Source organism: Pseudohongiella sp. (assembly GCF_011050365.1).
Lineage (GTDB): Bacteria > Pseudomonadota > Gammaproteobacteria > Pseudomonadales > Pseudohongiellaceae > Pseudohongiella.
The window spans coordinates 1-17,029 of sequence record NZ_DRFV01000006.1; the positions used below are offsets into that span (position 1 = coordinate 1).

Here is a 17,029-nt window from a genome sequence, read left to right on the forward strand (position 1 = left end):
CATATGCCTGGCTGGTACCTGACGTCAATACTCATGAGCTTTGGGGCTATGTATTTCTTGGGTGGTCAGCGCTGTTGTCAGGCTTTAGACTCATAACCATCAATTCCACGCGACCAGCTGCGCTGGCGCGTGAATACGGGCGTTATGGAGACTAACAATAGTGCAATCCTCTGAAGCGCTCCGGTACATGAAAATCGCTATAGAGGAAGGAAGAAAAGCCGTTGCAAAATCCGGTGATAATCCACCGGTTGGCTGCGTTCTCGTCCAGGATGGCGTTTTAGTTGCACGAGGTCATACCGATAGCCCAGGGAAGGCTCATGCAGAGGCGATGGCCATAAGTCAGTTGAGCGTTGGGATGAGCAACGTTATCGCATTTGTTACGCTCGAACCGTGCTCTTTTAGCGGCCGTACACCGTCATGTGCGCAAGCACTGATAGATGCAGGTATATCTGAAGTATACGTCGGAATAATAGATCCCGACCCTAGGAACAACGGTAAAGGGATCGACAAGCTCGGGGCTGCAGGGATTAGAGTGCACGTTGGTATCATGGGAAAGGAAATTTCCGAAGAACTGGAGGCTTACCTTGGTCGTGCTCCATAACAATGCGGTGAACTTCGCGCCTACAGCGCCGGACTCGTGCTGCGCACGCGCCGGTTACCTATGGCGTTATGCCTTCTCCAGGTGATAGGGCCGGAACCAGCACCTCGAGAGTGGCTCAATACGACGTGTGAAATATGGAGGTTTGAATGAACGAACGCAATGAAACTAGTAGCGCAAAAAAGTCGCCGAGGTACATTGCTTTTGGCGTTTGCTTCGGGTTGCTATTGGGCACTGCTGCAGGAGTAATTGCCGGGGTATCTACAGGTTCACTTGCTCTGGTTTTGCCTTTGTCATCGGGTATCGGTTTAATGGCTGGTATTCTTATTGGGCTGTTTTTGGCACATAAGAGCAATGCATAACAAGGCGCACCAATCCGCTACGGCCTTCGGCCTTCGCCGGATGGCCTCCTGCGTCGGCCACCGTTGTGCGCGGCGTTATATTTTTCGAGTTAACCCGTGGATACATTAAATAATTACATACCTATCATCTCGCTATTTATTGCCGCTCTAGCTGTAATATTCGGGCCTTTGATATCGATCCACATCTCAAGCAAGCAAAATTTGGTTACATCTGCTATCGCAAAGAAAAACATCATCTCTCCAATTAGACAAAACTGGATAAATGAACTAAGACAGATTTTGGCAAGGATTACTCATTCTTATGCCGCCTATTGGACGGAGGAAGATGAATCAAAAAAAGAAGATCTTCATATTGCAGTAAGGCAGCTAAGAGCTGAACTAACCTTGTACATAAATCCAAATGAAGAAGATCACCAAGTTTTGCTGGGGCTAGTTGGAGAAATGGAAGCTGCTATGTTTGGGTCAGATAGCAGTGGTGAGCCCTCAGAATTTTGGTATGCGCATCAAGCGACTGTAGAGCAGGCTCAGAAAATTCTGAAAACAGAGTGGGAAACTGTCAAAAATAAAATATAACAAGCGCAATCAGTTCGCGCCTAACGGCGCCGGACGCGGCAAGCCGCGCCGCTGTTGCGATCGTTATGTGTCTTGACCACTCTCATCGATAGGGGTATCGTAATACCTAGTTGTTATCGATAGGTGCCGCCATGACTGAAGTAACTGTATCTCCGAAGTATCAGATTGTAATTCCTAAAGAAATTAGAGAGTCTATGGGTATTGTGTCAGGACAAAAAGTCCAGATAATGTCCTACCAAGGGCGAATTGAAGTGATCCCTCTAAAGCCAATTAAGCAAATGAGAGGCTTTCTTAAAGGGATTGATACTTCCGTTACCAGGGAAAACGATCGGATATGAATGTCGTTGATTCATCGGCTTGGTTGTCGTATTTCGCCAGCGACAGGAACTCTGCAATATTTTCTGAGCCAATTGAAAAACTATCTGAGCTACTTGTTCCTAGCATCACGATCACAGAAGTATTCAAGAACGTATTGCGACAGCGTGGGGAAGAGGCGGCTTTAATTGTCACCGCCCATATGAAACAAGGGAAAGTAATACCTTTGGATTCAGAGCTGGCAATGGATGCAGCTAAATTCGGCATTATTCACAAACTACCGTTGGCCGATAGTATTATTTTCGCTACAGCTCAGAAGTACTCGGCTGTGATATGGACTCAGGATAGTGACTTCGAAGGTTTGTCGAATGTCAGATACATTTCCAAGAACAACACATAACAATCCGCTCCAGAGCGACCAAAGCATGTCGTCATGCCTTTTGCATCCGCAAAAGCCAAGCCAACATACTTTGGCGCCTAAGCAGGGGCGTTAGAAAGCACAAGGAGGACCAGTGAAAAGATTACACCTCGCAATATCTACTAACAAAATTGAAGAAACCATTAAGGATTACACCTCTCGATTAGGAATGAAGCCATGCTCCTTTGTTCCAAATGAATATGCATTGTGGAGGACCGAATCACTTAATGTCTCCATCCGTCAAGATTCCAAATGCAAGCCTGGTGAATTACGTCACTTGGGATGGGAGGACTCAGAAGCTCCTGCATTTAGTCAAGATACAGATACCAATGGTATAGTTTGGGAACGTTTCAGTGCACAGCAACAAGCTGACGAGATAAATGAATTATGGCCCGAAGCTAACTATGAACCCGTGTAAGTGCTGTTCTAACAAGCGGTTTAAATTCGCTACGGGCTACGCCCTTCGCCGGATGCAAAACTGCTTCGCAACTTTGCACCGTTTATTCGAGCGTTAAGCAACTACATGAATATCCGAATATTTGACGAAGATGACAGGAAATCGGTTATCGAGCTATGGGAAGCTTGTGATCTCACTCGCCCGTGGAATAGCCCAGATAAAGATATCGATCGCAAAATACAATTCCAGCCGGAGTTATTTCTAGTTGGCACCTTAGATCAAAAAATTATTGCCTCGGCTATGGCTGGTTATGATGGTCATAGAGGTTCAGTATTTTATCTTGCGGTTCAGCCTGAGTGTCAAAGTAAAGGTTATGGGCAAGAGTTAATGGTCTATATAGAGTCATTACTTACCAAACTTGGCTGCCCCAAATTAAATATCGTAGTGCGTACTAGTAATGTAAAGGTTTTAAAGTTTTATGGTCACCTTGGCTACAGTCCAGACGACGTTGCTAGCATTGGCAAAAGGCTAATACCAGATGCTTAACAAGGCGCTGCACCCAGACACATTTTTCTACGCTCGTTTTTGTGTATTCCGCTGCGCTCCATTTTTACACAAAAACGCTCTCCGCAAAATGCGCTGGTGAGCGCGGCGTTAGGTGCAAAGTAGTCTAGAGCAAGGAAGATACAGCGTGGAAATGTCGAAGTACAAGGCCGACGAAATTGAGGCGTTCTATAGCAAGGACGCTGCTCCCGAATGGCGCAGAATGGTTAAGACTCCTGAGGAAGAGGTAAAGCTGCAAGTACACAACCATTACCTCCAATCTTATCTCAACCCTGGTATGGATGTTCTTGAGGTGGGCGCTGGTCCAGGGAGGTTTACACAGACCTTGCATGAGCTTGGCTGCCGCATTCTCGTGAGTGACATCTCCATGGTGCAATTGGCAGCAAACCGGGAGAATGCGAAAAATCTCGGATTTTACGAATCCGTAACCGATTGGGTTAAGGCTGACGTAACGAACCTGAAGTCTTTTTCTTCTGACAGCTTTAATGCCATAGTCGCCTATGGTGGGCCCCTGAGTTATGTGTTTGATCAGGCAGAGCGATCGCTTCTTGAGTGTCACAGGGTGCTAAGATCAGGCGGTCTGGTGATCGCCAGTGTCATGTCTCTCTGGGGTACTTTACATCGGTTCTTCCATAACATTAGTTCACGCGATTTCTCCGAACTGATCAAGACTGGTGACGTCACTCCTGAGACCGAGCCATATACAGGGCACTATTTCCACATGTATAGAGCCGAGGAACTCCGGTGTGTACTTGAAGCCACTGGATTTGAGGTAATTGGCATGTCGGCTTCGAATAGTCTGTCGTCTATACATATCGACACTCTCGAGAATATCCGACAAGATCCAGAGAAGTGGAGGGAGTTGATTGGAATGGAAATAGAGGCCTGCGCGTCGCCCGGACTAGTGGAATCAGGCACTCACATTATCGTTGTAGCACGCAAACGATGAGAAATGCACCTAACCAATCAATCAACTTCGCGCCTTTGGCGCCGGACGCAGCAAACTGCGCCGGTTATTGAGGCGTTATGAGGCATAGGAGAATTCAGTGGTACTCGAGGTAGCGATACTAGACGTTAAGCCAGGTCAGGCTACTGATTTTGAGGCCGCATTCAAAGAGGCTAAAATGATCATTGCCAGTATGGAGGGGTATCGATCCCATCAACTGCAGCGATGCCTGGAAGACGCCAACCGCTACATCCTTTTGGTTCACTGGGACACCCTGGAACACCACACGGTTGGCTTCCGTGGTTCGGAGCAGTATCAGGAGTGGCGTGCGCTGCTACACCATTTTTATGATCCCTTCCCATCCGTCGAGCACTACACGCTGGTTAGTGAAGGTCAAACCTAAAGGACTGTGATGGCAACCGAAAAAATCCACTATATTGAACTGCCGGCGACCGACCTCGAAGCAACAAAGCACTTCTTCGCTAAGGCATTCGGCTGGGAGTTTATTGATTACGGCCCTGATTATACGGCGATTTCCGGCGCTGGACTCGATGGCGGCTTCTATAGATCAAACTTGCGTGCTACTACCGATACCGGTAGCGCGCTTGTGGTTCTATATAGCGGAAACCTGGAGTCCTCACTCGCAAGGGTTGAAAATGCAGGCGGCATTATCATAAAGCCGATATTTGCCTTCCCAGGCGGCCGCCGGTTCCATTTTGCAGATCCTAGCGGCAATGAATATGCGGTATGGTCAGAATAAAGGAGAATGTGGCTAATGCCTCATAACCATCGCAATCAGTTCGGCGCTGCGCGCCCGGACGCTCACTTCGTTCGCGCCGCTGTTGCGGGGCGTTATGCATCAATAGAGAATCACAAACTATGGCGAGACTAATTATTGTTACTGGTCCAACAGGTGTCGGGAAAACCACATATTCCTTATCTTTGTCGAAGAACATTGGGGCAGTTCGGTTTTCTATCGATCCGTGGATGCAGAACCTATTTTCAAAAGATATGACCTCCCTTGATTATGCTTGGATGATTGAGAGGGTGAATCGATGTTATGTTCAAATCTGGCAGGTTAGTGAACAAATTTTGAAATTGGACGGCAATGTGGTTTTAGATTTAGGCTTCACCACTAAGGAACAGCGCGGTCATTTTTCTGCTCTAGCAAAGGAACTCGACGTTGATTCCGAAGTACATTATTTGAGTGCACCAACAGATGTTCGCAAAAAGCGCGTAGAAAAAAGAAACGTCGAGAAAGACCCTAGCGTCTATTCCTTTGAGGTTACTGATTTCATGTTTAACTTTATGGAGCCAAAATATGAAGTCCCCGACGAACAAGAGTTGGCAAATGGCCGTGTCGTAAGTGCATAACAAGTGGCAGCACGGTGACCGCTTTTCCGCCGCTCGCGGCTCCAAACCGGCACGTGTGTCAAGCGTTAGAGCCCGCGGCGCCCAGAGGCAAAGGTTGTCCAATTATGGATGAATGGAATCGTTTATGATTTTAGAGTTCGAAGCCGCTTTCCCAGAGCACTTGGATGAACTTGTGAGAATACGGATAGCTGCTATGCGAGACAGTCTTACGAGAGTTGGGAGATTTGATCCGCATCGTGCCAAAGAAAGATTCGAATCAGGGTTTAATCCCGAATACACGAGATTCATAAACTTTGGCGGGCTAAGGGTCGGTTTCGTAGTAGTGAAGCCGGAGGAAGATGGCCTAAGACTTGACCACTTGTATATTGAACCAGACTATCAAGGACGTGGGATTGGTGGGAAAGTACTTCAAACCATCTTCAGCACAGCAGACCAGCTGGGTCTGCCGACTTCAGTTACAGCGCTTCGAGACAGTGACTCAAACAGTTTCTGTCAAAGCCATGGATTCAAGTACCAGGATGAAACCGAATGGGACATAAATTATATCCGGATGCCCAGTACCCATTGAGGACATCGATATTTTGGGGAAGCTCTAACAATCTCATGCAGTTCGCGCCTTCGGCGCCGGATGCAACCTGCGGTTGCACCGCTGATGAAGGGCGTTAGCCGAAAGCAGTGGGATCAAAGGGATCTATGAGAACCAGAGAAGCGGAAGCAACGGATTTAGAAGCATTATTGGTGCTGAACGAGCAAATAGGTACTTTTCATTTCGAAAATGCACCAGAAGCATTTACAAAGCCTTCCGCCGCTGACAAAGAGTTTTTACAAAATACTCTGAGTGATAAATCAAGGCTTTTTTTGGTAGCAGAAATAGAAGGTAGAGTTGTAGGGTTTCTAACGGCAATAATCACTAAAAACGAGACAATACCGTTTCTAGTTAGCTGCCCGGTTTGTCGTGTAGGGACGATAGTCGTTGACGAAAAACATCGTGCTTCCGGCGTTGGCACAAAGCTTATGTCGGCCTGTGGTAAGTGGGCTGACTCGCAAGGCGCGGAGCAAATCAGGCTAGAGGTTATGGCCTTTAACCAATCAGCACAAAAGTTTTATGAAAAGCTAGGTTTTAAAGATCACTCGCACGTCATGTGCAAGCTTATCGGCTAACAAGTGGTTTAAACCGTTCGCTTCGCTCACTGGGACGGGCTAAAGCCCGCCCCTTAGCCAAACATTAGCAACCACCGAGATCCACCTCTCTTGCCAATTGAGTAAAAAAGGGACAATTTATACTCATGAGCGATTTCGAGTACGATGACGACAAAAGTCAGGCTAATCTGGAGAAGCGTGGAATCGACTTTCTGGATGCCGAAGCGTTGTGGGAAGACCCTGATCTGCTTGAGATTCGGGTTAGATCCGATGACGAACCTCGGTTTTTGGTTATAGGCCGTATAGGCCACAGGCACTGGTCTGCCGTCGTCACCTACAGAGACGGAACAATTCGGCTCATTTCTGTAAGGCGTTCTCGTAAAACAGAGGTAGAGCTGTATGAAAGCTAAAGATTTTGATAAGAAATTCGACCAAGGCAAAAAAGACATCATTGATGATCTTGATCTATCCACGGCGCGTCGTGCCAACCAGGATCAGAAGCGTATCAATGTCGACTTTCCGTCATGGGTAGTAGAGTCACTGGATCGTGAGGCGGCTCGTGTTGGTGTTACCCGGCAGTCGATCATCAAGGTCTGGTTGGTTGAGCGTTTGAAGGCTGAGGCTGCTAACAAGCCGCTGAATGGTGACGCCGCGGGCGGCGCGCATTAGCGGAGCGTTAGCAAGCAGGTCGTACCACTGAAGTAATTACACCTTGTTTTAAGGGCACAATCGTTAAGGATTCCGATGTGGTGGCAAGATTTGCATTAGTGTTTCTACTGTTAATTCAAGTATCTTGTGTTGGATCTTCAAGTGGCCAGGATCCACCCGAGTATTGGGCCGAAATTTTTAGACAATACCCATCTGGAGAAGCATACCAGAGGCTAAATGATTTTCTTGGCGAAAAACCAATTGCTGAGCAGCTGGAGTTCCGCGACAGAGTCACCGAGGCGCGCTTGAGTACCATTAGAGCTCCATCGCTTGAGGAAGCTGGCTATAAGAGCTACGAAAAGGCGTATATAGATCTCATAGATGTCATAAATAGAGCGGAGGAGGCAGGGGAGCCAATTCATGGGCTGGAAAATTACTGGCGAGAGATGAAGTTGATGCTTGATAGCCCGTTTAGATTCTACGGGGACGAGGTTGTAAGCCTTATCCCTGTTAGCAGAATGACTACGGAGCAGCAGAGGCAGTTGGTATTGGTGACAGCTGCCATGAACTTTTCTTATGCGAAGAATCTAGCGGTCGAGGGCGTGCCTCTCAGACTAACTGAATCAACCGAAGAAATGGCTGTCTGGATAGGTGCGTTACCTATAATTAGGTACGGGAGTGTTCTCTATAGCGCAAAGATTGAGCTGGCCCCGAAATCAGGGGAACCGATTCAGATAGTTCACCGATAGGATTCGGGCGACGCAGCAACATTTTAGATACCTGAATATGCTCTGGAAATATTACTTGTTGAAGGATCAGCCCAAATTCCGTTCAGAGAGCTGCTAACAATTTGCTATACCGGACCCTGCTACGCTGCGCCAGCTTGTGGTTCGCTTCGCTCACTTTTACCACAAGCTGGCTTCACTACTCTGGGCCGGTAAGCAAGGCGTTATTGAGCATATCGACTTACGGTGGAACATGGAAAATTTGCTAATTTCAGTGCTAGGAAATAGAAACTCCGGTAAATCATTTACGTGGAACACGATGTTTGGGAAAACCGTGAAATCTGGGACAAAGATTCGAAAATTATTCTTTAACAAATGCGAATATGTAGAAGTGTACTTAGTAAGTGGATCTCCCGAGGAGCGAAATAAGTATGTTGGTGAATTGATTGGCAGCGCGAAACCAAGGATTGTCCTGTGCTCTGTCCAGTACAAAGAGGAAGCGAGAGAAACTTATAGGTATTTCATAGGCCAAGGTTTTTTCCTATTTATTCACTGGCTTAATCCAGGATATGGAGACCCCGACACCCCATATTATGATTCTTTGGGATTCGAGAATTGGCTATTAGCATACACCAGCCTATTAGGGATTCGCTCAGGAAAGGTTGGCGCAGCTCCAAGAGTTCAAGAAATGAAGGATTTTATTTACGGGTGGGCCAAATCCAGAAATCTGATAGTGAATGATTGTGTAAATGCTCAATAACAAACCGATCCTGAGCGACAAAAGTATGTCGCCATACCTTTTTCAAAAAGCGCAAAAGGCACGCCAACATACTTTCGCGCCAGATCAGGGGCGTTATGTGCTTCGAGATGGGGAATATAGTGTGAGAATACTTTCGTTATCAATGAAAGGGGGGCTAGTGGTAGTGGCCACGCTATTTGCGAGTGCAAGCTTCGCGTGCACGTGCATTTTTTCTGGTGCATTTGAAGTCTTTGCGGAACAGCATCCAGTCATAGTAAGGGGCAAGGTGCTTCAGCATGGCGAAAGGATACCAAATAATTCAGGCTACTTTAAAACAATGACAATTGTGGTTTCCGATACTCTGAAGGGGAGCTTTCCCTACTCCACATTCGAGTTCTACGGAGATACAGGGATGTCCTGTCTCCGATATATTACGCTTGATGACTACCCAGTCGGCAGCGAACACCTATTTATCTTGGCAAGTGATGAATCTCTTCAACCTCTAATGGTGTGTGGAGAGTCGTCCCTCTTGATAAATGGCGATACTGTGCAAGGACGCGTTCGGGATGGCGGTGGGTATGGAACATACGAGCTAAACCTTGGCGAGCTAATGGAGCGCGTAAGGTGAGCGCACATAACAATCGGTTGCACAGCGACGATTTCGGCGCCGCCTTGCTCCACCAAAATTGCGCGTGAATACGGGCGTTATGCAATCAGAGGCAAGGAATGAGTAAAGGAGTATTGATATTTTTCTGCGGCAAGATGGGTGCAGGGAAGTCCACGAAGTCCCGTGAAATTGCGCAGAAGCGAAATGCTGTATTTATTTCCGAGGATGAGTGGTTAGCCTCACTTTACCCCAATAGTATTCTGTCTCTGGACGATTACATTCAGTGCTCTGATCGGCTTAAACTACAAATGAAGAGGCTGGTTCAATCGATACTGATTTCAGGAACTGATGTGGTTATGGACTTTCCAGCAAACACGATTCCGCAACGAGAGTGGTTTAGGAGCATTTTTTCTGAGGTACGAGCTCCCCATGAATTGATTTACATCGACCAGCCAAACGATGTTTGCATAAGTCAGATCGAAAAAAGGCGAACAGAGCATCCGCAGAGAGCAGCGACCGACACTAAAGAGATGTTTGAGCTAGTGACAAAGCATTTTGTAGTGCCGACATCCGATGAAGGGTTCAATACAACGGTAGTAGTGGGAAATGCACAACAAGCGCTTGCAGACTGAACCCGAAACCTACGCGTTTTTGTGTTGCTCGCTGCGCTCAAACACTAACATAAAAGCGCCATGGCTTCGGCCCAGCTGAAGCGGGCGTAATGTGTCTAGTAGCATCGGCATCGCACCAGAGTGAGTAGTATTGGGTAATCGAAAAAATGCTGAATATAAAGCACAAACTCATTGCTTCTTTGACTGCCGTTACCCTAACCATTGGTCCTGGTTACTACTTCATATCCCCAAGAGCGATAGTGTCGAATCTCTCTGGCACAGAATTTGATGAACTTATTATCTCTCTGCCATTCAGTCGGGTATCCTTTGGCCCAATTGAGGCTCAAAGTTCCAGTACAATATTTTACTCTCGCTAACACCGACCAGGTATGGGGACCTATTCGCTAAGAAGTGAAAGCTCAGAAATTTCCGGCAGCAGTTTCCCTTATGCAGAGGGGCCTGGATTTGGGAGAGTTCTCCGTTTCACGATCGATGACTACGGCCAAGTATCGGTAAATGACCAGATGGGGGTGGCCTCCGGCCATCTTATTCGCATTTGTCGCGCGGCGAGACCTGAGCTTTATCAAGGGCGTTATGCCCCTGCGAGTACTTTTTCATGAAACGTATCTTTCTCACTTCCAGCTCTTCCAGGGATACATTTTACACCCCGATATCACGGCCTGGGAGTGCCATGCCTGTTCAATCAACAATGCACGGGATTGTATGCGAATTATGAGTGCTTTTCTGTCTGAGCTGGATGCGCGGTTGGTCCCCGCCGAGAATATGTTCTTCAAGTGGCGGCCTTTCTGGTGGGTGTCTCAGCGCGAAATGACCTATAGCGCGGTAGCGTAGCGAGTTACCTTGACACCTGTTAATCTGTGGAAACCTAAACGTGGAATAAACAATGACACCATACGAAATGCTCGATCTCGGCCAGAGTAGCTACTCGACTTCGGTTGCCTATGTATCAATCTTTATTACGCTTCTAAGTGCCTATCTGGTTGCGGCCTATATTGTCGCCGGCCGACTGAGTAAAGCTCAATTTCTGTTAGCGAATAGCCTGTACTTGGTAATACAAACCCTGACTATCCTTACTATCTACAATTTCAATAGTTCCGCAAGATTTTGGGGTAACCTTGGGCGGTCAAATATGCCTGTGTCTAGCGAGAGTGCCAATGTTACCTACATACCGGAAGCTGTGGCGCTGGTCCTCATACTTACCATGCTACTCAGCGTATGGTTTATGTGGAAGTCCTGGAATCCAAAGGCTGAATAAACAGGCGTGTGGCTATTATGAAGCGCTTGCCCGAGCAGAGACATGATCCTCTTAGCGAAATAGAACCCGAACGATATGGGAGCATATATTGACGGTAAGGATGCTTTCATTAAGGAGCATGGATGTCGTACATTGCTCTGGGCAGGTGGTGCAAATGAGCAGATATCCGCATAACAATCAGTTTTTTCAGGAATTAAATGGCTATCGACCAGGTTAGAACCTTATCAGAGCAGTTGATTGAATCGGAGCGCCGTCGCATTGAAACGCAGCGACTGTCAGGCGTTGGCTTCTGGGAACTAAATCATAAAGCGGAATCACTCTATTGGTCAGAAGAGATTTTCGCAATCTATGCATTGGACCCAAATACGGTAGAGCCAAATTATGAAACCTTTGTCAGTCTAATCTACGAAGATGACAAAGAACTTGTAGATACAAGTTACAGAGAGTCTGTAAAAACCGGTGAAGAATACAATATTCGTTACAGGGTAATAACCGGTGATTCATACAAGTGGATTGAGGCGCGAGGTATCACTTACTATGACGTCGAAGGAAACCCGGAAAGATCTATTGGGACTGCACAGGATATTTCAGAAATAATTGATGGGCAGCAGGAAATTGAGTTTCTGGCAACTCATGATGCGCTGACCAGACTTCCCAATCGCAACCTGTTGTCCGATCGTATCCGGATGGCATTGCGCCTGGCCCAGCGGAAAAACTCTACACTTTTAATCATGTTTATCGATCTTGATAATTTTAAATTGATTAATGACACCCATGGTCATGACGTGGGTGATGAGGTTCTTCAAGGTCTTGCAAAGCAGTTCGATAAAATTTCCCGCGCTGGAGATACGTTTGCCCGAATCGGTGGAGATGAGTTTGTAGGTTTGATCTCTGTTGAGCACGAGAGTAATGTAGATAGAACTGTGAGACGTATTAAAAAATCTATCGAAAGAAACTACGAAACGAGAGTTAGAAGTTTTTTTGTCACGGCCTCTATTGGAGTGGCTATTTACCCTAATGATTCTGAAGATGCAGAGAGTTTGATACGCCATGCGGATCACGCAATGTATGAGGCCAAGCAGTTAGGTAAATCTGCAATCTGTTATTTTGATAGACAAAAGCATCATTCGATAGTATCGAAGAATCACTTGCTGAAAGAAATTCAGCACGCAATACAAAATGATGCTTTTGAGATCTACTATCAACCAAAAGTGTCGCTGCTGGATGGGTCTTTGGAGGGTGCTGAGGCTTTACTTCGTTGGTTCAGGCCTGAAGGCTCGATTTCTCCTGCCGAGGTGATAAAAGCGATAAGTGGAAGTTCTCTTGAATGGGAGCTCGATCGTTGGGTGATTAAAAAAGTACTAGCTGACAAATGTTGCTTCGATCAACTAAATAGAAGCTTAACAGTGAGTTTTAATGTCATCCCCAGCACAATTGAAAACCCAGCCTTTCCCGAATATATAAGTGAGCTTTTGAGACATAGTGACGCTATACCCGATGGCTTGGAGGTTGAAATTCTCGAAGTGTCGTCAATCAATAATTTTGAGCATATTGAAAAAGTTCTCGATGGATGTAAAGCGCTCGGTCTGAGCTTATCATTGGATGACTTTGGGACAGGTTATTCGTCCTTGAGTTATTTTCATTCGCTTCCGATAGATAAAGTAAAAATTGACGGGAGCTTTATAAGTAAGCTCAATACTGATGATTCGAGTCTGGTGTTGATCAAAAGTATCTTGGCTATGGCTAAAGCCAATGGGTGTAATGTTACCGCAGAGGGTATCGAGTCAGATGCAATTGCAAAGACTCTGTCTGGTTTGGGCTGTGATAATGGACAAGGATTTTCAATATCAAGACCAATTCCCATAAATGATTACATTGATCTTGTTAGAAATTGGGATGCCAACTCATACATGAAACGCTTGAATGGCACATAAAAGCCAAAGCAGTTGAGCACTGGGTATAAAACCATCAGCCAGGCATATGTGCCACACTCAATCGAGAACCGTTCTTACCTGGTCATGCCCACCGACTGGTCTCCAACTTCCTGTATTTTAATAGTAAATACACGGCGCTAGTATTCTTCTTCGGGATTTTCCTGCAAAGTAGATAGAAGGCGTGCCACTGCAGGGGGCGGAATTCGGCACTTCGCGCACCGTCAGGGCACGCGAGCCGCCCGCACCTCAATTTCAACAAGCCAGCCATCCACGACCAGATCTTCAATCTCAACGAAAGAGCGAACCGGCTTCTGTGCATTATCCTCGGTGCCGAAGAACTGGCGATAGGCGCGATTGAAGCCATCAAAATCCAGCAAGCCGAATTCATCGGCGACACCGAAACCTCTCACCTGGATAATGTCAGACATTGACCAGCCCTCTGCTTCGAGCTTGTCCTTGAAGCCGTTGAAAGTATCAATGGTCTGCTGCTCCATGTCTCCCCACGTACCATCTTCCTGAGGTGAAGCGCCAGACCCGCTCAGGTACAGAAACTCTGCGTTGGCGGGTACGCGGATGGTGGTGTAGAAATGCCGGGCTTCGCCTTTGCGTTCGATCTCCTGCGCCGATACCACCGCAGCGGATGTCGCGAGCATGCTGCCCAATACCAGAGCCAGGGGAGTCAGAGATAATATCCTCAATGCTTTCATGCGTTTTCCTCTTTTCTTCTGTCAATTCGTGTCAGTTGAACGGGTTGGTGTTTTGACTGGCAGACCGGGCCAGGTACACCAGCCTGACATTATTCGCTTTCAGTCACGTCCATTGTGCGGATATATGCAACCACATCCTGCAAAGTGCCGTCGACATCCAGATTCTGCATCATGGCCCGCATCTGCTCGCCAGCGGGGTCGTCGGGGTGCGTGCCCCGGTATCCGGATTTAAAAAGGCGCAGCTGATTCATCAGATACCAGTCACTTCTGCCCGCCAGCGAGGGTGCGCCGACTGCCTCAATTCCCTGGCCATCAAGGCCGTGGCAAGTGGCGCAACTGTTGTACAGCTGCTGCCCGCGGGCAGTGTCGCCATCTATTCCCTCATGCCTGGCAATCGGGCGCCAGTCCTCGATGGCGTTGAGGATGCGATCAATGGCCTCATCATCCAGAACGGACGCGGCAGCGTGCATTTCCAGTCCCGGCGTGTAACTTTTCTGTGTGCCACGCACGCCAGCCCTGAAGTTTTCGAGCTGACGCCGAATGTACCAGCTTTCCCGGCCATCGAGCCCGGGTGCCCGTATCACCGGGTTGCCGCGCCCATCTGATCCGTGGCAGGTCGTGCAGGTATAAACGGCATCGCTGCGCTGGCTATCGGTTAGCGCCGACACCTGAGCCTGCGCGCTTGCTCCGGCAACAAGGAAGGCAGTAATCAACAAGAGTCGGGTAAAGCATTTGTTAATAAACACGGTATCAGCTCACTCCTGTGGATTGTTGTTCGCGCGCCATCATGTCGGCCAGAGCGCGGTGGGTTGAAAGAATGGCACTTTCCTGCCAACCGGCATGGAGGGTGACCTGGTCGCCAATGATGTAATGTCTGCCGCCCGCCGGCTCGATCAGCCCGTCGAACATGCCTTGCTCGTCCGGAGTCATGTCCAGGCCATAGCGCTGCCAGCGCGCTGCGCAGCCCAGCATGTTGTTCATCCGGTGCCAGGCTATGGTGATGCCTTTTTCTACTTGTTGGCGGTAATCAGGGTGGACCTTTTCACCCTGCCTGATGGCGGACTCGATGCGCTGCTCCTGGCTCAATTGAGTGAAGTGCATGCCACCGCCGAAGTCATAAGCTGACAGAATGACCCCCTTTTTTTTATGAATACCATGGGACGGGTACCAGATCTGACGGATAGGCTGGTTGGTCCAGGTAATACCGCCATAAGTGTCATCCTTTTCCCAGAATCGCTCTTTTGACTGGAACGCCGACTTGTACGCCTGTCCGCGTACGGGGTAATCCAGTGCACGGCGGTATTCGTCGGAAAAATTGTTGTTGATGCCGCTGGTCAGATGGGTTGGGATGCAGTTGAAGCAGTAGTCAGCGCGTACCATCTGGCGTACACCATCGTGTTCATACTCGACATCGACGCCTGATCCTGTGAGGTTGATGGCGGTTACCACTGCGCTGTACTTGATCACGCCGGGCAGTTGCCGCTCGAAGCCTTTGATTATCATGTCCATGCCACCCACCGGTTGGAACAGCATCGGACCGGTTTCGCCTTCATTGGCAGCCAGGGCAGTGCGGATATAGGGAGTCTGCAGAAGCTCCTTCAGCGCAATCACCTCTTTACGCGTGCCATGTTTCAGGTATCCCCCGGTTGCGTATCCGGAGCGTGTGCTTCCTCGATAGCGGCCGTCACCGTCCAGATCACCGAATGCGTGAATCGTCTCTCTCAGCTGGCCAGCCTCCCATTCGCTCAGCGGCATGTCGAGATCTGCTGTGGTGAAGGACTTGGCCATGATCTCCGCCATGAAACCGCGAGCATCCGTGGTGAATTCCTTGTTGCGCACCGGCCTGCCTCCCAGCAATGCGTCATCCTGGAACCAGGCTTCCTTGTTCTCGTTGATGAATACTTCCAGCTCAACACCCAGCTCACGACAGTAGTGCATCAGGTTTCTGTGACTGCCGGGGATACGGGCGGGACCGCCGTTGAAGTAGAGATGCGGTTCGTTGTCAAAGTCACAGATCTGCGGATTGCCGATCTCGTCGATAAGGTCGCCGGAGCGCACCGTCATGCAGCGTCCGCCGGCTTTGCGCGCCGCCTCCAGCACGACAACAGTGTAACCTGCGCGGCGCAGTTCGTAGGCAGCCGTGAGGCCGGAGATGCCGGCGCCGAGCACGGCCACGGTTCGCCGTTGACCGGGGGGCAGCGGCGGAATCTGTGGCGCAGTGACGGCGGTAGCATCAGGCGTAAGCCCCAGCGCTGTACTGACGCGCAGGGTAGCAGCGGTGCCGCTGATTGCGCCGATCAGGCCAAGTATCTGACGGCGGGTATACATAGACTTCATGGACATGTTCCTGGTACCTGCGTAGTGGCTTGATAAGAAGGAGGCAAAAATCAGGCCTGATTGGCAGAAGTCCGAAAATTAGTCATATGCATTTGTATTTGATTACATTTTAGGTTTTTCGATAACAGATTATTTATGCTAAAGGCGGAATTAGATGAATCGGTATGGTGCGTACGTACTTATTTTGGTGCCTTAAATGGCAGGGCCAGTTCTAACTTCATTCGCGGGAACAGATTTCTCAAGCTGACAATGAGGCGTCTGCATAATCCGGGAGACACTCAATCAAGATAAACATGGCGATTCGGGTTCCACACCGGTTTTGTGACAGTCTTCTATTCAGCCGGCCGCCTTAGACTCATTCCAATATCTTTACGTTCTGACGGCCTGTGCAGCGAAAAATCTTGATTTTGGTTCGCTGCGCTAAGCAAATTTACGGATTCTATTTCCGATAATTGAAGCATCCTGTCTCCATCATTCCTGATTTATCAGCGCCGTTCAGGCGATTCACCTAATCTTCATTAAAGTGCCACGAAACAGTCGTCTGACTGTCTTGGAAGGATGACATTCTTTGCCCCTAAATTTACAACAAGTGTATTTCGGAGGCACAGCGTGGAATCTACTACATCAAGCACAATCGTCAATATCAGAGCTGCGGATAGCAGGGGCTCTGGCGTTAATCGCCGCTTATTAGGGGCTGCCATCGCGGCAACTATTGCCACAAGTCTGGCTGGCGGAGCGTTCGCTCAAGAGGGGGCCCC

General features: G+C 48.3%; 23 protein-coding genes. 20 read left to right on the forward strand and 3 right to left on the reverse strand.

The features are described from left to right. The first annotated feature begins 187 nt into the window (after positions 1 to 187). The 20 genes from ENH71_RS04190 to ENH71_RS04285 all read left to right on the forward strand — a co-directional run bounded on the left by ENH71_RS04190 (position 188) and on the right by ENH71_RS04285 (position 13,227). Positions 188 to 601: a bifunctional diaminohydroxyphosphoribosylaminopyrimidine deaminase/5-amino-6-(5-phosphoribosylamino)uracil reductase RibD gene (locus ENH71_RS04190; RefSeq protein WP_294131898.1), complete on the forward strand. Its 414-nt coding sequence runs from the start codon at positions 188 to 190 to the stop codon at positions 599 to 601. 146 nt (positions 602 to 747) lie between these two features. After that, positions 748 to 960: a hypothetical protein gene (locus ENH71_RS04195; protein ID WP_294131901.1), complete on the forward strand. Its 213-nt coding sequence runs from the start codon at positions 748 to 750 to the stop codon at positions 958 to 960. 96 nt (positions 961 to 1,056) lie between these two features. Then, the gene (locus ENH71_RS04200; protein ID WP_294131903.1) at positions 1,057 to 1,533 is read left to right on the forward strand and encodes a hypothetical protein; all 477 of its coding nucleotides are present in this window, start codon (positions 1,057 to 1,059) and stop codon (positions 1,531 to 1,533) included. Positions 1,534 to 1,664: 131 nt separating this feature from the next. After that, positions 1,665 to 1,871 carry an AbrB/MazE/SpoVT family DNA-binding domain-containing protein gene (locus tag ENH71_RS04205; RefSeq protein WP_294131905.1) on the forward strand — a complete coding sequence of 69 codons (207 nt, stop codon included), beginning with the start codon at positions 1,665 to 1,667 and terminating at the stop codon, positions 1,869 to 1,871. Beyond that, positions 1,868 to 2,248 carry a type II toxin-antitoxin system VapC family toxin gene (locus tag ENH71_RS04210; RefSeq protein WP_294131907.1) on the forward strand — a complete coding sequence of 127 codons (381 nt, stop codon included), beginning with the start codon at positions 1,868 to 1,870 and terminating at the stop codon, positions 2,246 to 2,248. Before ENH71_RS04205 ends, ENH71_RS04210 begins: the two co-directional genes overlap by 4 nt. A 112-nt stretch (positions 2,249 to 2,360) precedes the next feature. Beyond that, the gene (locus ENH71_RS04215) at positions 2,361 to 2,684 is read left to right on the forward strand and encodes a VOC family protein (protein WP_294131910.1); all 324 of its coding nucleotides are present in this window, start codon (positions 2,361 to 2,363) and stop codon (positions 2,682 to 2,684) included. Between the two features lie 105 nt (positions 2,685 to 2,789). After that, positions 2,790 to 3,209, forward strand: a complete 420-nt coding sequence (locus ENH71_RS04220) for a GNAT family acetyltransferase (RefSeq protein ID WP_294131913.1) — start codon at positions 2,790 to 2,792, stop codon at positions 3,207 to 3,209. Positions 3,210 to 3,360: 151 nt separating this feature from the next. Next, a complete protein-coding gene (locus ENH71_RS04225) occupies positions 3,361 to 4,176 on the forward strand; it encodes a class I SAM-dependent methyltransferase (RefSeq protein ID WP_294132056.1) in 816 nt (271 codons plus the stop codon). A gap of 97 nt (positions 4,177 to 4,273) precedes the next feature. After that, positions 4,274 to 4,576: an antibiotic biosynthesis monooxygenase family protein gene (locus ENH71_RS04230; RefSeq protein WP_294131916.1), complete on the forward strand. Its 303-nt coding sequence runs from the start codon at positions 4,274 to 4,276 to the stop codon at positions 4,574 to 4,576. Between the two features lie 9 nt (positions 4,577 to 4,585). After that, the gene (locus ENH71_RS04235; RefSeq protein WP_317622368.1) at positions 4,586 to 4,933 is read left to right on the forward strand and encodes a VOC family protein; all 348 of its coding nucleotides are present in this window, start codon (positions 4,586 to 4,588) and stop codon (positions 4,931 to 4,933) included. A gap of 119 nt (positions 4,934 to 5,052) precedes the next feature. Next, positions 5,053 to 5,547: a P-loop nucleotide/nucleoside kinase family protein gene (locus ENH71_RS04240; protein WP_294131924.1), complete on the forward strand. Its 495-nt coding sequence runs from the start codon at positions 5,053 to 5,055 to the stop codon at positions 5,545 to 5,547. A 124-nt stretch (positions 5,548 to 5,671) separates the two neighbouring features. Further along, entirely contained in the window at positions 5,672 to 6,115 is a 444-nt protein-coding gene (locus ENH71_RS04245) for a GNAT family N-acetyltransferase (RefSeq protein ID WP_294131925.1), read from the forward strand. 125 nt (positions 6,116 to 6,240) lie between these two features. Continuing rightward, positions 6,241 to 6,708, forward strand: coding sequence for a GNAT family N-acetyltransferase (locus ENH71_RS04250; protein ID WP_294131927.1), 468 nt, complete (start codon positions 6,241 to 6,243; stop codon positions 6,706 to 6,708). Between the two features lie 125 nt (positions 6,709 to 6,833). Next, positions 6,834 to 7,097 carry a BrnT family toxin gene (locus ENH71_RS04255; RefSeq protein ID WP_294131930.1) on the forward strand — a complete coding sequence of 88 codons (264 nt, stop codon included), beginning with the start codon at positions 6,834 to 6,836 and terminating at the stop codon, positions 7,095 to 7,097. Beyond that, positions 7,087 to 7,356 (forward strand): type II toxin-antitoxin system BrnA family antitoxin, encoded by a 270-nt coding sequence (gene brnA, locus ENH71_RS04260; RefSeq protein WP_294131932.1) that lies wholly within the window; start codon positions 7,087 to 7,089, stop codon positions 7,354 to 7,356. The genes ENH71_RS04255 and brnA overlap by 11 nt, the downstream gene beginning before the upstream one ends. A gap of 77 nt (positions 7,357 to 7,433) precedes the next feature. Beyond that, entirely contained in the window at positions 7,434 to 8,084 is a 651-nt protein-coding gene (locus ENH71_RS04265) for a hypothetical protein (protein WP_294131934.1), read from the forward strand. Positions 8,085 to 8,313: 229 nt separating this feature from the next. After that, positions 8,314 to 8,820, forward strand: coding sequence for a hypothetical protein (locus tag ENH71_RS04270; RefSeq protein ID WP_294131935.1), 507 nt, complete (start codon positions 8,314 to 8,316; stop codon positions 8,818 to 8,820). Beyond that, on the forward strand, positions 8,810 to 9,427 hold the full coding sequence (locus tag ENH71_RS04275; protein WP_294131936.1) for a hypothetical protein: 618 nt from the start codon (positions 8,810 to 8,812) through the stop codon (positions 9,425 to 9,427). Before ENH71_RS04270 ends, ENH71_RS04275 begins: the two co-directional genes overlap by 11 nt. Positions 9,428 to 9,525: 98 nt before the next feature. Continuing rightward, positions 9,526 to 10,038, forward strand: a complete 513-nt coding sequence (locus tag ENH71_RS04280; RefSeq protein ID WP_294131937.1) for a P-loop nucleotide/nucleoside kinase family protein — start codon at positions 9,526 to 9,528, stop codon at positions 10,036 to 10,038. Between the two features lie 1,452 nt (positions 10,039 to 11,490). Then, on the forward strand, positions 11,491 to 13,227 hold the full coding sequence (locus ENH71_RS04285) for a putative bifunctional diguanylate cyclase/phosphodiesterase (protein ID WP_294131938.1): 1,737 nt from the start codon (positions 11,491 to 11,493) through the stop codon (positions 13,225 to 13,227). Between the two features lie 221 nt (positions 13,228 to 13,448). On the opposite strand, the gene ENH71_RS04290 is transcribed toward ENH71_RS04285, so the two are convergent. From ENH71_RS04290 to ENH71_RS04300, 3 genes are all read right to left on the reverse strand, one after another. After that, positions 13,449 to 13,934: a Rid family hydrolase gene (locus ENH71_RS04290; RefSeq protein WP_294131939.1), complete on the reverse strand. Its 486-nt coding sequence runs from the start codon at positions 13,932 to 13,934 to the stop codon at positions 13,449 to 13,451. An 89-nt stretch (positions 13,935 to 14,023) separates the two neighbouring features. Beyond that, positions 14,024 to 14,680, reverse strand: coding sequence for a c-type cytochrome (locus ENH71_RS04295; RefSeq protein ID WP_294131940.1), 657 nt, complete (start codon positions 14,678 to 14,680; stop codon positions 14,024 to 14,026). Positions 14,681 to 14,684: 4 nt separating this feature from the next. Beyond that, positions 14,685 to 16,271, reverse strand: a complete 1,587-nt coding sequence (locus tag ENH71_RS04300; protein WP_294131941.1) for a flavin monoamine oxidase family protein — start codon at positions 16,269 to 16,271, stop codon at positions 14,685 to 14,687. Positions 16,272 to 17,029: the final 758 nt, after the last annotated feature.

Excerpts from the sequence above, each read along its gene's own strand:
- ENH71_RS04280 (WP_294131937.1), top strand. The coding sequence starts at position 9,526 with ATGAGTAAAGGAGTATTGATATTTTTCTGCGGCAAGATGGGTGCAGGG.
- ENH71_RS04235 (WP_317622368.1), top strand. The coding sequence starts at position 4,586 with ATGGCAACCGAAAAAATCCACTATATTGAACTGCCGGCGACCGACCTC.
- ENH71_RS04205 (WP_294131905.1), top strand. The coding sequence starts at position 1,665 with ATGACTGAAGTAACTGTATCTCCGAAGTATCAGATTGTAATTCCTAAA.
- ENH71_RS04225 (WP_294132056.1), top strand. The coding sequence starts at position 3,361 with ATGTCGAAGTACAAGGCCGACGAAATTGAGGCGTTCTATAGCAAGGAC.
- ENH71_RS04250 (WP_294131927.1), top strand. The coding sequence starts at position 6,241 with ATGAGAACCAGAGAAGCGGAAGCAACGGATTTAGAAGCATTATTGGTG.
- ENH71_RS04270 (WP_294131935.1), top strand. The coding sequence starts at position 8,314 with ATGGAAAATTTGCTAATTTCAGTGCTAGGAAATAGAAACTCCGGTAAA.
- ENH71_RS04195 (WP_294131901.1), top strand. The coding sequence starts at position 748 with ATGAACGAACGCAATGAAACTAGTAGCGCAAAAAAGTCGCCGAGGTAC.
- brnA (WP_294131932.1), top strand. The coding sequence starts at position 7,087 with ATGAAAGCTAAAGATTTTGATAAGAAATTCGACCAAGGCAAAAAAGAC.
- ENH71_RS04220 (WP_294131913.1), top strand. The coding sequence starts at position 2,790 with ATGAATATCCGAATATTTGACGAAGATGACAGGAAATCGGTTATCGAG.
- ENH71_RS04240 (WP_294131924.1), top strand. The coding sequence starts at position 5,053 with ATGGCGAGACTAATTATTGTTACTGGTCCAACAGGTGTCGGGAAAACC.
- ENH71_RS04300 (WP_294131941.1), bottom strand. The coding sequence starts at position 16,271 with ATGAAGTCTATGTATACCCGCCGTCAGATACTTGGCCTGATCGGCGCA.
- ENH71_RS04285 (WP_294131938.1), top strand. The coding sequence starts at position 11,491 with ATGGCTATCGACCAGGTTAGAACCTTATCAGAGCAGTTGATTGAATCG.
- ENH71_RS04255 (WP_294131930.1), top strand. The coding sequence starts at position 6,834 with ATGAGCGATTTCGAGTACGATGACGACAAAAGTCAGGCTAATCTGGAG.
- ENH71_RS04210 (WP_294131907.1), top strand. The coding sequence starts at position 1,868 with ATGAATGTCGTTGATTCATCGGCTTGGTTGTCGTATTTCGCCAGCGAC.
- ENH71_RS04245 (WP_294131925.1), top strand. The coding sequence starts at position 5,672 with ATGATTTTAGAGTTCGAAGCCGCTTTCCCAGAGCACTTGGATGAACTT.
- ENH71_RS04290 (WP_294131939.1), bottom strand. The coding sequence starts at position 13,934 with ATGAAAGCATTGAGGATATTATCTCTGACTCCCCTGGCTCTGGTATTG.
- ENH71_RS04190 (WP_294131898.1), top strand. The coding sequence starts at position 188 with ATGAAAATCGCTATAGAGGAAGGAAGAAAAGCCGTTGCAAAATCCGGT.
- ENH71_RS04275 (WP_294131936.1), top strand. The coding sequence starts at position 8,810 with ATGCTCAATAACAAACCGATCCTGAGCGACAAAAGTATGTCGCCATAC.